Origin of the sequence: Thalassospira lucentensis, assembly GCF_050516545.1 — a bacterium.
Classification (GTDB): Bacteria; Pseudomonadota; Alphaproteobacteria; order Rhodospirillales; family Thalassospiraceae; genus Thalassospira; species Thalassospira lucentensis_C.
Genome location: NZ_CP191544.1, coordinates 1,985,947 through 1,998,965, shown reverse-complemented (window position 1 = coordinate 1,998,965; position 13,019 = coordinate 1,985,947). Strand labels below are relative to the sequence as shown.

Here is a 13,019-nt window from a genome sequence, read left to right as displayed (position 1 = left end):
CTCTAAGAAAAGGCGACAGCATTATTTTCCCCCACGCAGCCGCCTAACCAACCTTCCATCAATCACCGCCAGCCCAACCCCAATGACACCCATTCCGGCGATATGTTGGGTCAGCAGTGTTTCGCCAAGGAACCCGACGCCCAGCAAAATTGCGCTGACCGGGATCAGGAAGGTGACAAGCAAAAGGTTGCTTGCTCCGGCCCGTTTGAGGATGGCGAAATAAAGGATATAGGCAAGGGCGGTGCTAAGGGCGGCGATTCCGAAAACCGCAAGGATGGTGTCTGTTGATGGGGTTGGCAGTTCCCAAGGTTTATCCATAAAACCGGCCAGCGGGATCAACATCAGGCTAGATGCGCTGGTCATGCCAGCCGCGGTTAAGATCAAAAGGGAAAAGGGGACAGTCCCGTTTTATCCGAACATACGCCTGCCGTAGGAAGCCGACCTGGCCGAAGATATGAAATCCACCAAATATTCTGCGGCAAGAAATGCAAAAAGGACCGGGAAATTCCGGTCCTTTTTGCATTTGGGGTGTTGGCTTAAACCGTCAATTTCACGAGCAACTCGTCAAGCCGTTCAAGGGTTGAGGCCATGCCTGCTTCCATGCCCATATCAATGACCGTTTGCAGGTCTTCGGGCGAGTTATAAGAAACCACTGTTTCGGTAAGCGTGTGGTCGCCCTTGTCGGTAAAGGTCATGTCGGTATGAGCGCGCGGCAGGTCGGGATTGATCACCCCGGTCTCGTCGGTAAATCCGTCATAACCTGTGTAACCGTCAATCGGGGTGATCGTTTCGTAATCCGTGCGGCTCCAGTAATGAGTGCCATTCGGGTCGATCATGGCAAAATGCCAATGCCCGCCTTCGCGGAAATCAAAAGACTTGGTTTTTGTCGTCAGCGGTTTGGGCGCATACCATTGGTCGAGAAGTTCGCTCTTGGTATAGCAATCCCACACCAGTTGCCGTTTGGCGGCGAATTCGCGGCGGATGGTCAGTGTGCTTTTTTGCATGTCGGCGATGAAGTTAAAACGCAGATCAGGTTTCATCGGTTTCTCCCTGAAGAGATGTCAGTAGATTGTCGAGATTGTCAAAGCGGCTCGCCCAGATGGCGCGTTGGTCATCGAACCATTTCTCTGCCGCGGCCAATTTATCGGGATTAAAGGTGCAGGTGCGCACGCGGCCCTGTTTTTGCGAGGCAATCAGTCCTGCCTGTTCCAGCACGCTGATATGCTTCATGAAGGACGGCAGGGCCATGTCGTAGGGCGCTGCCAGTTCCTTTACGGATGCCGGGCCTTTCACCAAATGCTGAACCACCGCCCTACGGGTCGGGTCGGCCAGCGCGTGAAAGATGGTGTCGAGGGGTTCAATATAGTTATCCATGTGGCTAACTATATTCGCGATCAAAAGTTAGATCAATAGCTAAGTGTTTTATCTGCTATTTTATTTCTATGCCCCCGAGGGAGCTGAAACAGGGTTTGGCTGTTGTCTGTGTCGAGGATGGCGCTACTTAACGACGCGCAAGGAGCCGCCCGTCAATCACCGCCAACCCGACCCCGATCACACCCATCCCGGCGATGTGCTGCGGCAACAGCGTTTCACCCAGAAACCCGACCCCAAGCAAGATCGCACTGACCGGGATCAGGAAAGTAACAAGCAAAAGGTTGCTTGCGCCGGCTCGCTTCAGGATCGCGAAATACAGGATATAGGCAAGCGCAGTGCTAAGTGCTGCGATACCAAAGACCGCAAAGATTGTATCGGTGGATGGGATCGGCAGTTCCCAAGGTTTGTCGATAAAACCGGCAAGCGGGATCAGCATTAAACTGGATGCGCTGGTCATGCCCGCAGCGGTCAGGATCGGGTTCATCCCGCCAAAACGTTTGCCAAACACCCCAGTACAGCCATAGCAGAACGTTGCCAGCAAAATGGCGAAGGGGGCAAGGAATGCCAGTGACGATGCGCCATCGAGAGGGCTGGCGTCAGCCGTGCCTGTTCCATGAGAACCGGGCAGGCCAATAATGATCACGACCCCGGCAAAACCGACCAAAACACCGATTGCCTTGCGCAGGTTCAACTTTTCCGTGTCGGTTGCGATATGGGCAATGATGATGGTGAAAAGCGGGGTGGTGGCGTTCAAGATCGCGGCAAGACCGCTGGCGATATGGGTTTGCCCCCAGACAATCAGGGAAAACGGCACCAGATTGTTAAACGCCCCCATGATGATAATCGCCCCCCAGAATTTCGGATCGCGCGGGATCGGAATATGGCGCAGCAATACCACCCACCACAGGATCAGCGATGCAATCGTCACCCGGCACAAAACAAGGGTAAAGGGTGGCAAGTCCGTCAGCGCAATTTCCGTAAAGAAAAATGATCCGCCCCACAGAACCGACAGGATCAAAAGCATAAGCCAGCTTGTGCCATCCATTTTCAGTTCAGGCATTTTAAGATTGGGTTTTAGGGGCATTTGGGGGCTGTCCTTAAGATCACGGCCGGAACGGCGCGTGATGGGGCTGTGCGTGGTGGCGCATTTGCCAACAGACTTGCCGGAATATTCGGTTTCTTCAAGTGCAAAGCGTGGGGGCGTGATTTCGGTGGGCAGCATGGCCTTATCCATCCGTCTGAAATTGGTGACGGACAAAGATTAGGCGAGCAACAAAATCGCTGCTCGCCACTTTCGGACATCAATGTGCTGGTATCAGTAAAGGCTGATTGTAAAGGCGGTGACGGATTAATCCGCCGCAGCCGGTTTGACACTTGGTCGGGCAAATCTCGGCAGCTTGGCGAAAATCGTGATATTGCCAAGCAAGATCATCGCAAGGCCACTTGCCCCGATCGGCGTCCAGACATAGCCTTCCAGAAAAGTCGAAACCGTCAGGGCAACCACCGGGAACAGAACGGTGACATAGGCGGCCCGTCCGGCACCAACGCGGTTGACCAGTGCGAGATAGGCCAAAAACGCAATCACCGATCCGGGAATGGCCAGATAGATCAACCCACCGATATAAAGCGGTTCGGTCGGCATGACCGGGGTTTGTCCGCGCAAACTGGCAAAGATAAACAGCAACACTGTGCCATAGACCATGCCACGTGCAACCGCATCACGGTTGGGAATGCCCATGGCGTGAAGTTTGACCGAAACCATGTTGCCACAGCTAAACACTGCTGTACCGCACAGGGCAAACAACATGCCGGTAATCGCATGGGGATTATGCGACAGGGCATAGATCTGATTGGCAAACAAACAGGAAATCCCGCCAAGTCCAAAGGCCGCGCCAAAGACAAAGCGCATCCCCGGACGGTTGCCATAAAACGCCCAATTGCCCAGCGCGTTAAAAATGGTCGAAGTGGTAAAGATCACCGCGACAATGCCGCTGGCGATATAGGCGGTGGCGGAATACATCAGGATGAAGTTGATGCCAAAAAGGCCGCAGCCCAAAAGAACAATCCACGGATGGGCGCGCCAGGGAACCGGACGCCATTTGCGCGTGATCAGCAAGAACCCGCAAAGAACCGCTGCCGCAAGTGCAAAGCGGTAAAAGATCGACATTTCAACCGGGATCGGCCCGATCTGAAGTTTGATGGCATACCAGGTAAATCCCCAGCAGGCGGTGACAATAAGAAACAAAAGGGCGGTCATTAAATTTAAGGGCTTTCGATAAGGCCCGCAACGTTGGTGGCGCGAGGGCGTGGCGATCAAGTGATGCATGGGGCGTATCTGTTAAGCCCGATTAAGCCACAAAGCAGATGGCAGGGCTTTCACCTTCTTGCGGTGTTTTTCACATTCTTGCGCAAAACAGGGCAGGGCTGCGTTCAATGGGCTTTGCAAGTTTTGCACGCGGTGCGATGATTGGGGTTCGATAAATCAGGAACCATTGATGTTTGACCCGCAATTCGCATCGGCGCCCCAGTCCAAATTTCAACCCAACGGGCGGTATCAGAAATTTGAAGTCTTCAATCAATTGATTGGGGACGCAAATTTGCTGCGCGCGGGGGATTTCGGTGACAGCATTTCGGTCGCCCATTGGCGACGCAAGGCAGATGTCTTAACGCGTTATACCGATCCTGATCACCACACGATTAGTCTGTATGTCAATGGCGGCACGGGCATTCAACGCAAGATCGGCGCAGACCCGTTAACCGGCGGCGGACCGGGACGGTGCTGTTTGATGCCGGCCCATATGACATCTGATTGGGTTGTTCAGGGAGAGGTCGAATTATTTCACCTTTATATTCCCCATGCCGCATGGGAACGTGCGGTGGTCGAGGCCTTTGACATTGAACCGAACGGCGTTGAAGTGCCGGAAAAAACCTTTTTCCTTGATCCATTGATCGAACAAACAGTGCGCAGCGCGATGCTGCCCCTTGATTGGGAAGTACCTGCCGATCGGATGGCAATGTCCAATGCCGGGCAGCTTTTGATGGCGCATATGCTGCGCAGTTATTCAACGCGCCGGGATTTGGGGTTCAAAGTTCGTGGCGGGCTATCCCCGGTAATTAAGCGCCGGGTGTTTGATTATGTTGATGCCAATCTTGATCAGCCGCTAACGATTGAAGAACTTGCTGATATTGCCGATTTATCGGCCTATCACTTTGCCCGGATGTTTCGCAAAACCGTCGGCGAAGCCCCGCATAAATTCGTTCTGCGTCGGCGGATTGAACGAGCGATGAATATGCTGCGTATGGGGGGGGGAGCCGGTTGCCGAGATTGCCGTCGCCACTGGCTTTTCCAGTCAGGCCCATCTGACCACCCGTTTTCGCGCCATGACCGGTGTTACACCGGCAAAATACCGCGAGATCGCCGCGTAGTCGTTATTGTTGATGGCGGGCAAAAAAACGGTCGAGTTCACGTTGTGCCGGTGCTTGACCGGTAAAGACTTCGACATATTCCGGTATGCGTTGCATACGTACCGAAAGTTCTTCGTCAGTCTGCATCGAAATATAGCCAATCTGTACCAGATAGATGGTCCTTGCACGGGTATCCGCCAAACGTTCATTCTGCCCAAACCGAACAAACATTTGTTTTAGCGCATCAAGGCGCAGCTGGTCTGCGGCCTGAATTTCTTTAAGCAATTCCGGTGATCGTACGGACCAGCCCCGAATGGCAAATTCAAACTTGGCGTCAAACAGCTCAGGATTTAACCAACAGTCGGTGACGTTAAGCATCGCCTCGGTCACGGTTTCGGCATAGGCCTCTGACTGTTTGATAAGGTTGCCAGTATTTTTCTCGCGCCATTGCGCAATCAGCGCGTCAAGCAGTTCTTTGCGGTCCTTGAAAAACCAGTAAAAACTTGTCCGTGACAGATTAAGTCGCTTGGCAAGGGGTTGGATTTTGACCCCATCCACACCGGTTTCAAGCAATGCGTCATATGCGGCGTTCAGCCAAACTTTGGGCGAACCGCGCCAGCCACTGTTTTGTAATTGTTCTTCCATGGTTTCAGTCCATAGCAAACTGCAGGGCGGACAACAAGCAATGTACACATGAATGTACTATAAATATACATCAATGAACTTAAAATTGACATTAATGTACATTTATCCATATGGTTGATGGATGAGAGTTCGAAACCGGAGCCCCGCACATGTCTACTGATCCTATTCTTCAGCCCTATCAGCTTAAGCATCTGACCCTGCGTAACCGGATTATTATGACGTCGCATGAACCGGCTTATCCCGAAGATGGCATGCCAAAGGAAAGGTATCGCGCCTATCATGTGGAAAGGGCCAAGGGTGGGGTGGCGATGACGATGACGGCGGGGTCGGCTGCCGTATCAAAGGACAGCCCACCGGTTTTCAATAACCTGCTTGTCTATAAGGACGAGGTTGTGCCGTGGATGAAGGATATGACCGATGCCATTCACGAACATGGTGCGGCAGTCATGATCCAGTTAACCCATCTTGGGCGTCGCACACGGTGGGACAAAGAATTCTGGTTACCGGTTGTATCCCCATCTCATAAGCGAGAAGCATCCCATCGTGCCTTTCCCAAAAAGATGGAAGATTGGGATATTGAGCGGATCATTACGGACTATGCCGACGCGGCCGAACGGATGAAGGCCGGCGGCATGGATGGGATCGAGCTTCAGGCATATGGCCATTTGATGGATCAGTTCTGGTCGCCTTTGACCAATGAACTTGATGAGCCTTATGGGTGCGGGGTTGATAACAGGCTGCAATTTACATTCGACGTCCTTGGTGAAATTCGCAAACGGGTTGGTTCTGAATTCATTGTTGGTGTGCGATATTCGGGGGATGAGTGTCTTGAAGGCGGTCTGACAAAAGAAGATGGTCTTTCGATCTCAAAACGCCTGAAAGACAGCGGCATGATCGATTTTCTCAATCTGGTGCGCGGCCATATTGATACGGATGCCGGTTTGACCGATGTGATCCCGATCCAGGGGATGGCAAATTCGCCGCATCTGGATTTTGCCGGCGAAATTAAGGCTGCGACGGATTTTCCGACATTCCATGGGGCCAAAATCCCCGATGTTGCAACCGCGCGTCATGCGATTGCATCGGGCAAGGTTGATATGGTTGGCATGACCCGTGCGCATATGACAGATCCACACCTTATTCGTAAAATCATTGAAAAGCGCGAAGACGAAATTCGTCCCTGTGTTGGGGCAAACTATTGCCTTGATCGTATCTATCAAGGGGGTGCTGCCTATTGCATCCACAATGCCGCAACCGGGCGTGAACTTGACATGCCCCAGATCATTCCAAAATCGCAAACCCGCAAAAAGGTTGTGATCGTCGGAACCGGCCCTGCTGGTTTGGAAGCTGCCCGCGTTGCAGGCGAACGCGGGCATGATGTTGTGGTCTTTGAAGCCGCAGACAAGCCCGGTGGTCAAATCCGATTAACCGCGCAAAGCGAACGCCGCAAAGAAATGATCAGCATCATCGATTGGCGGATGAGCCAGTGCGCGATGCATGGTGCCACCTTCCATTTCAACACATGGGCAGAGTTTGAAACCGTTCAGGCCGAGAACCCCGATGTCGTGATCATTGCGACCGGTGGCTTGCCAGATACCGAAGTTCTGTCACGCGGCAACGATTTGGTTGTTTCATCATGGGATATCATTTCCGGTGACGTAAAGCCGGGAACGAACGTTCTGGTATTTGATGATGCCGGGGATCATGCAGGGCTTCAGGCCGCAGAGCTTATTGCGCAATCTGGTGCAAAAGTCGAAATCATGACGCCCGATCGATCATTCGCGCCGGAAGTTATGGCGATGAACCTTGTCCCTTATATGCGCTCGATGCAGAAACTTGATGTCACATTTACCGTGACATACCGTTTGGCAGCAGTCGAAAAAGACGGCAATCACTTGATCGCCCATGTCGGAAGCGATTATGGCGGCGTTGCAAAACTGCGCACAGTTGATCAGGTGGTGATCAATCACGGGACCATTCCGCTTGATGATCTTTATTTTGATCTCAAGGCCTTATCATCCAATCACGGCGAGATGTCGCATGATCAGCTTCTTGCCGGTCAGCCGCAGTCGGTTGTGCGTAATGCAGATGGAACGTTCCAGTTATTCCGGATTGGCGATGCGGTATCCGCACGTAATACACATGCGGCGATTTATGATGCGCTAAGGCTCCTGAAGGACGTTTAAGCCGCTTGGGAGTAACTTTTTGGCGGGTTGGCGTTGATTTAGGATTCTGACGAACGATAGGGGCTGCTGGCGGGGCGACCCAGAAGGAAGCCTTGAACGAAATCGACATTATGGTCGATCAGGAAATCCAGTTCTTCCTGTCGTTCAATGCCTTCTGCAATGACTTCGATATCAAGATCTTTCGCCAGTCCGATCAGTTTGCTGACAATCACCTGTTTGTAATTGTCGTGATCAACGTGATCGATCAGTTCACGGTCAATCTTGATAATGTCCGGGCGCAGTTCAGGCAGCAGGTTAAGGGTCGAATACCCAGAACCAACATCGTCCAATGCCACCCGGAAACCTGAAGCACGGTAAGATTCCAAAATAGCGCTCAGATGCGCAGTGCTTCTTACTTTTTCGGTTTCAATGACCTCAAAAACAATCTTGTTCCGGTCAATATTGCATTCTTCGACGACGTCAATCGTTGACCGTAGGCAGGAGTCCGGATCATAGATCGAGCTGGGTGTGAAATTGATAAACAGATTGCCGGTGACGCCAGCCTTCGTTGCGTTTCGAACGTTGGCGGCACGTGCAGCACGGTCAAGCTGAAACAACAAAGTCGCAGATTGGGCGGCCTCAAACAATTGCGCCGGGTTGATAACCGATCCATCGGCGGCCTCGCCGCGGATCAGGCATTCATGTGCGAAAGGAGCGCTTAGATCTTGGGTCGAAAAGATCGGTTGGAAAACAGAATTCAATCGATTGTCGCGCAGCATGCTGCCAAGCCATTCTGCGCCAATTGCAGCACGGATGGCGGAAAGGCTGGAAATTCGGGCAATGTCATCAATTTCAGGCACCTGATCTTCGGCCATGATCAGGGCCTTGGTATCTGCCAGTTCTTCCGGAATCAGGTCCTTTGCAAGCGCATCGATCAGTGCACGGAGGCCGGGTCGGGAATACCGCATTGAAAGAGTTGCGACAGACGCTGATTTTTCAACATCAAGGTCGATTGATTTTGCACCGGCAAGGATTTTACCCGTTGTATGGGCAACGGGCGGCCACAGATACAGGGTCCCCATTTTCGGTGCAATTTCCGGAACCGCGTCACACTTTTCACAATAGCTCACTTGGTTCTCCTTCTTTGCGGTCGTAGGCACGGCGACGTGAACGTTACCAAATCATGTTTGCAACAGGCTACTTTGTATCGGCTGGCGGCGGAATGATAAAATTTTCAGAGTTGAAAGTTTATATTTATCAGTCGCATAGGATTTGTGTAGGGCTGCGAACGTGCAAGAAATGATGACAATGCCAGAGGCAAAGGTCGTTGTATCTTAAACCCTGAAATGCATGCCTGCTTTCTAAACGACATGTAACGACGCAATCCTCAAAACCATCTGCATCAGGTTTGAACCGGACAGTTTTTTCCTTGCTGTTCCGGTTTTGACGCCGTGTAACCCATGCTCCAACGCACCAGCATCGACGGCATTCTCCGAGATGAATCAGGACAGTTAAGTCCGGTCTTTTCCAATTTTTTGGGCGTAAATCGCACGAAAGTGCGCGTGGGTTGAGGTCGTGAATCTCATTCAAGAACGCATGAGTGGCATTAAATAATTGATTTAGATGAATTTTATTTGATTCAGAAACTGATTGACTGAATCGGCAAGAGCTATGTAATGTTTCAAACAAATTAAAATATCAATTAATGGCAAAAGCCAATCCAACGGGAGGACTTCCAAATGAAACAGACTGTCAAAACACTTGGGCTATGTGCCGTGCTTGCCGGGTCAATTGTGACGGCGATGCCGGCATATGCTGAAACCACGCTTCGCATCGGGACGGTTCTGGCACCGCATGATCCGATGGGGCAGGGACTTGAAAAATTCAAACTTGATGTGGAAAAGGCAACCAACGGTGAAGTAATCATCGAGGTGTTCCATAATTCCCAGCTTGGCGACACGACAGAAATGATCGATCAGGCGCGTGCGGGTGCTGCTGTCGGGACCGTGACCGATGTTGCCCGTCTTTCAAGCTTTGTTCCGTCGCTTGCCATCATGTCGGCGCCGTTCCTGTTTGATAATTATGAACAGGCCGACAAATTCGCGCTTTCGGATGACTATCTTGGCTGGGGCGAAGAGCTTCGTGAAAAGTCCGGCCTCGTGATGATTGCATCGAACTGGTATCAGGGCGCGCGTCATGCGCTGACCCAGAAACCGATTTCAAACCCGGATGATCTTTCCGGTGTTCGCATGCGGACAATCGGTGCGCCGGTCTGGATCGAAACCATCCGTGCGATGGGCGCAGAACCGACCCCGATCGCATGGGGTGAAGTTTACAGCGCATTGCAGCTTGGCACGATTGATGGGGCCGAAGCCCAACCAACCGCAATCTGGAATGCCAAACTGTACGAAGTGATCAAGAACGTTACCAAAACCGGCCATATTCAGCTGGTGACGGCGCTTGTTGTTGGCGCAACCGCTTGGGATGAAATTTCCCCCGAAAACCAGAAAATCGTGCGTGACCTAGCGGTTGAGGATGGTCGCTATGCGTCGAACCTGACGATTGGGCTTGGTGACAAGGCGCTTGAAGATGTCGCTGCAAGCGGTGTTGAGGTAAGTGAAGTTGATCTCGCTCCCTTCAAGAAAGCAGTGATGCCAGTATACAAGTTGCTTGATCTCGAAGCTGAAGCCGAGATCGTGAATAAGGTTCTCGGGCGTTAATTCCGACCTTTATTGACTTGCATTCCAAAGTGCGTTGCTGCGCAATCGTGGCAACGCACTTCAAATTTCAAGATGGAATTGAATACATGCTCAAGCGAATTGAGTTTGCTTTTGGCGGAATGCTGCTTGTTACGGTTGTTGTGCTTGTGGCTGTTGCATCCGTTTCAAGGGCAATGGGATCACCGATTATCTGGTCGGTCGAGATGGCTCAGCTGATTTTTGCATGGCTGTGCATGTTGGCAGCAGATATCGCTATGCAGGAAGACCGTCATTTCGGGCTTCAGATCGTGCGGGAAGTTGTTTCGCCGCGTGTTGCTGATGTGATCGAGATTTTCAACATTGTTGTCATCATCGGTTTCCTCGGATTTCTTCTTTATTACGCTTGGGGCAACATGATTTTGATGCATCCGCGACTTGTGGGCGCAGCCCAGATCAATGCTTCCTATATTCACGCCTCGATGGTTGCCGGCCTCCTTTTGATGATGCGCACCATGGTGTCGCAGCTTATCCGACGCATCCGACACAAGGGGGCAAACTGATGTTGATCCTGATCGCGGTTCTATTCACGGTTTTCCTTGTGATCGGTATGCCGGTTGCCTTTGCGCTTGGGCTGGCATCTATTCCGGTCTTTGTTGTCAGTGGTGCTATGCCGCCGACGGTGGTTATTCAAAAAATGGTGACGGCAACACAAAGCTTTCCGCTTTTGGCCGTGCCGTTCTTTATCCTTGCCGGAAACCTGATGAATGTGACGGGCATTACCGTTCGACTGGTTCGGTTTGCCAGATTGCTTACCGGCTGGATGGCCGGTGGATTGGCTCAGGTATCGATTGTTCTGAGTTTCATGATGGGCGGCATTTCCGGGTCGGCGGTTGCCGATGCCTCGATGGAATCACGTCTGCTTGGCCCAAGCATGATCAAACAAGGATACTCAAAGGCGACAACAGCTGCTGTTTTGGCCTTTGGCTCCGTCATCACGGCGACCATTCCGCCAAGCATCGGCTTGATCCTGTTTGGATTTGTCAATGAAGTGTCGATTGGGCGCCTGTTCCTTGCCGGTATTTTACCCGGCATTTTCCTGACACTCGTTCTTATGGGAACGTCCTGGTTTGTAGCGCATAAAAACGGTTGCAAGCCCGACCTGCCGCAAGTTCCCAGTGCCAAGGAACTTTTGTCGAGTTTTTCCGAGAGTGTTTGGGCTCTGGCCTTTCCGGTGATTTTGATCGTAGGGTTCCGCTTTGGCCTGTTTACGGCAACCGAAGCCGGCGCTTTCCTTGTGTTTTATGCGCTGTGTGTAGGGATGTTTGTTTATCGTGAGCTTAATTTTAAAAAGCTCTGCGAGGCAATTTCCAGCTCGATGTCGGATCTGGGCATGGTCATGTTGCTGATTATCATGGCTGCAGTCCTTGGCTATGCGATGACCATCGAACGTGCCCCGCAACAGATCACGGAATTTGTGACAACACTGACAGAAGACCCGGTATTCATCCTGACTTTGGTTGTGGTCGTTCTGGTGGTCAGCGGCATGTTTCTTGAGGGTGCGGCCAACATCTTGTTGGTGACACCGATTGTCATGCCGGTCCTTGTCAATGCCGGTTATGACCCCGTCCATATGGGGATACTGATTGTCACATTGATCAATTTCGGGGGCCTGACGCCGCCGGTTGGCGTGATCATGTTTACGGTCTGCGGCATTCTTGATGTCAAAACCGGGGCTTATACCCGGGCCGCCATCCCGTTCTTTATTGCAATGGTGATATTCTTCATCTTGTTGGCGGCAGCGCCGAGCTTGACGTTGATATTGCCCAATACATTGATGTAATGAGTGAACTTAAGGGTCAGGACCTTTTAAACCACTGCGTTCTGATCCTGAAAATTCAGGCATCCGAAGAAACTGCCAAGGAGACAAATAAAGATGAAAACATCTACAGGTGGGCTGATCGCGGGCTATGACAGCGGCATCAAAGCCAATGCACATGTTCCGGCCTCTGCCTTGGTATATGAAGAAATCAGAAGCCGGATTATATCACTGACACTTCCACCTGAGACGACGCTTGTTCGCGCCGAATTGGCGGACAGTTTTAATGTCAGCCAGTCCCCGGTGCGCGAGGCGATCTTGCGGCTGGAACAAAGCGGGCTGGTTGTTTCCTATCCTCAGTCGCGGACTGTCGTGACAAAGATTGATGTTGATCGCATTCGCGAAGAACATTTTCTTCGCGTTGCTGCGGAATGCGAAGTGGTTAGGCAATTAGCTGAAACCAATGATTCCGGTGCGGTGATCAAGGCGAAAGGCATGGTGAAACTGCAAGAAGCGCTTGTCGGCGATATTGAACAGATCGATCTGTTCAAGCAGCTTGATGAAACCTTTCATGCGGCTCTTTTTAACGGTGTGAACCAATCCAACCTGCATTTGCAAATCACTGCACATAGCGGCCATTTAGCACGGGTTAGAACACTTGATTTGCCGCGCGCTGGCAAGATGGTTTCGGTCCTTGAAGAACACAAGGCAATTATCGAAGCCATTCAATCAGGCGATGGCACGGCCGCGAGTGCGGAAATGCGTCAGCACCTTTCCGGAACAATGCGGCGCTTACCTCAGATTATTGAAGAAAACAGGGCTTTGTTTACCTGATCATTGTTCGGAATTAAGACAGATCGACGCCGCCAACGAACTGATTGGTGCAAGCATTTAAGCGATCAGTTAAGGCAAGAA

General features: G+C 51.7%; 12 protein-coding genes and 2 pseudogenes. 6 read left to right on the top strand and 8 right to left on the bottom strand.

The annotated features are described in order from the left end of the window. Positions 1–21: 21 nt before the first annotated feature. The 6 genes and pseudogenes from ACQ0MK_RS09310 to ACQ0MK_RS09285 all read right to left on the bottom strand — a co-directional run bounded on the left by ACQ0MK_RS09310 (position 22) and on the right by ACQ0MK_RS09285 (position 3,619). Positions 22–363, bottom strand: coding sequence for an EamA family transporter (locus ACQ0MK_RS09310; protein WP_430475776.1), 342 nt, complete (start codon positions 361–363; stop codon positions 22–24). 173 nt (positions 364–536) lie between these two features. Beyond that, the gene (locus tag ACQ0MK_RS09305; RefSeq protein WP_430475775.1) at positions 537–1,040 is read right to left on the bottom strand and encodes an SRPBCC family protein; all 504 of its coding nucleotides are present in this window, start codon (positions 1,038–1,040) and stop codon (positions 537–539) included. Further along, positions 1,030–1,374 (bottom strand): ArsR/SmtB family transcription factor, encoded by a 345-nt coding sequence (locus tag ACQ0MK_RS09300; RefSeq protein ID WP_350040733.1) that lies wholly within the window; start codon positions 1,372–1,374, stop codon positions 1,030–1,032. Before ACQ0MK_RS09300 ends, ACQ0MK_RS09305 begins: the two co-directional genes overlap by 11 nt. A 127-nt stretch (positions 1,375–1,501) precedes the next feature. Next, positions 1,502–1,912, bottom strand: a pseudogene (locus ACQ0MK_RS09295) (EamA family transporter); the annotation flags it as partial. 153 nt (positions 1,913–2,065) lie between these two features. Then, positions 2,066–2,398, bottom strand: a pseudogene (locus ACQ0MK_RS09290) (DMT family transporter); the annotation flags it as partial. A 324-nt stretch (positions 2,399–2,722) separates the two neighbouring features. Further along, entirely contained in the window at positions 2,723–3,619 is an 897-nt protein-coding gene (locus ACQ0MK_RS09285) for a DMT family transporter (protein WP_430475774.1), read from the bottom strand. 250 nt (positions 3,620–3,869) lie between these two features. Between ACQ0MK_RS09285 and ACQ0MK_RS09280 the strand changes: the two genes are divergently transcribed. After that, positions 3,870–4,865: an AraC family transcriptional regulator gene (locus ACQ0MK_RS09280; RefSeq protein ID WP_430475773.1), complete on the top strand. Its 996-nt coding sequence runs from the start codon at positions 3,870–3,872 to the stop codon at positions 4,863–4,865. Here the strand turns inward: ACQ0MK_RS09280 and ACQ0MK_RS09275 are convergent. Further along, positions 4,804–5,424, bottom strand: a complete 621-nt coding sequence (locus ACQ0MK_RS09275) for a TetR/AcrR family transcriptional regulator (RefSeq protein WP_430475772.1) — start codon at positions 5,422–5,424, stop codon at positions 4,804–4,806. The two genes, ACQ0MK_RS09280 and ACQ0MK_RS09275, sit on opposite strands and share 62 nt — an antisense overlap. A gap of 149 nt (positions 5,425–5,573) precedes the next feature. On the opposite strand from ACQ0MK_RS09275, the gene ACQ0MK_RS09270 reads away from it, so the two are divergent. Continuing rightward, complete coding sequence (locus ACQ0MK_RS09270) at positions 5,574–7,610, top strand: FAD-dependent oxidoreductase (RefSeq protein ID WP_430475771.1); 2,037 nt, start codon at positions 5,574–5,576, stop codon at positions 7,608–7,610. Between the two features lie 38 nt (positions 7,611–7,648). On the opposite strand, the gene ACQ0MK_RS09265 is transcribed toward ACQ0MK_RS09270, so the two are convergent. Then, positions 7,649–8,719 carry an EAL domain-containing protein gene (locus ACQ0MK_RS09265; RefSeq protein ID WP_430475770.1) on the bottom strand — a complete coding sequence of 357 codons (1,071 nt, stop codon included), beginning with the start codon at positions 8,717–8,719 and terminating at the stop codon, positions 7,649–7,651. Positions 8,720–9,328: 609 nt separating this feature from the next. Between ACQ0MK_RS09265 and ACQ0MK_RS09260 the strand changes: the two genes are divergently transcribed. From ACQ0MK_RS09260 to ACQ0MK_RS09245, 4 genes are all read left to right on the top strand, one after another. Then, complete coding sequence (locus ACQ0MK_RS09260; RefSeq protein WP_430475769.1) at positions 9,329–10,309, top strand: C4-dicarboxylate TRAP transporter substrate-binding protein; 981 nt, start codon at positions 9,329–9,331, stop codon at positions 10,307–10,309. A gap of 86 nt (positions 10,310–10,395) precedes the next feature. Continuing rightward, complete coding sequence (locus ACQ0MK_RS09255) at positions 10,396–10,848, top strand: TRAP transporter small permease (RefSeq protein WP_430475768.1); 453 nt, start codon at positions 10,396–10,398, stop codon at positions 10,846–10,848. Next, complete coding sequence (locus tag ACQ0MK_RS09250; protein WP_430475767.1) at positions 10,848–12,128, top strand: TRAP transporter large permease; 1,281 nt, start codon at positions 10,848–10,850, stop codon at positions 12,126–12,128. The genes ACQ0MK_RS09255 and ACQ0MK_RS09250 overlap by 1 nt, the downstream gene beginning before the upstream one ends. A gap of 93 nt (positions 12,129–12,221) precedes the next feature. Next, a complete protein-coding gene (locus tag ACQ0MK_RS09245) occupies positions 12,222–12,938 on the top strand; it encodes a GntR family transcriptional regulator (RefSeq protein ID WP_350040743.1) in 717 nt (238 codons plus the stop codon). The last annotated feature ends 81 nt before the right edge of the window (positions 12,939–13,019 follow it).

Coding starts and splice junctions, on each gene's coding strand:
- ACQ0MK_RS09310 (WP_430475776.1), bottom strand. CDS start 363: ATGACCAGCGCATCTAGCCTGATGTTGATCCCGCTGGCCGGTTTTATG.
- ACQ0MK_RS09300 (WP_350040733.1), bottom strand. CDS start 1,374: ATGGATAACTATATTGAACCCCTCGACACCATCTTTCACGCGCTGGCC.
- ACQ0MK_RS09250 (WP_430475767.1), top strand. CDS start 10,848: ATGTTGATCCTGATCGCGGTTCTATTCACGGTTTTCCTTGTGATCGGT.
- ACQ0MK_RS09255 (WP_430475768.1), top strand. CDS start 10,396: ATGCTCAAGCGAATTGAGTTTGCTTTTGGCGGAATGCTGCTTGTTACG.
- ACQ0MK_RS09260 (WP_430475769.1), top strand. CDS start 9,329: ATGAAACAGACTGTCAAAACACTTGGGCTATGTGCCGTGCTTGCCGGG.
- ACQ0MK_RS09270 (WP_430475771.1), top strand. CDS start 5,574: ATGTCTACTGATCCTATTCTTCAGCCCTATCAGCTTAAGCATCTGACC.
- ACQ0MK_RS09305 (WP_430475775.1), bottom strand. CDS start 1,040: ATGAAACCTGATCTGCGTTTTAACTTCATCGCCGACATGCAAAAAAGC.
- ACQ0MK_RS09280 (WP_430475773.1), top strand. CDS start 3,870: ATGTTTGACCCGCAATTCGCATCGGCGCCCCAGTCCAAATTTCAACCC.
- ACQ0MK_RS09275 (WP_430475772.1), bottom strand. CDS start 5,424: ATGGAAGAACAATTACAAAACAGTGGCTGGCGCGGTTCGCCCAAAGTT.
- ACQ0MK_RS09245 (WP_350040743.1), top strand. CDS start 12,222: ATGAAAACATCTACAGGTGGGCTGATCGCGGGCTATGACAGCGGCATC.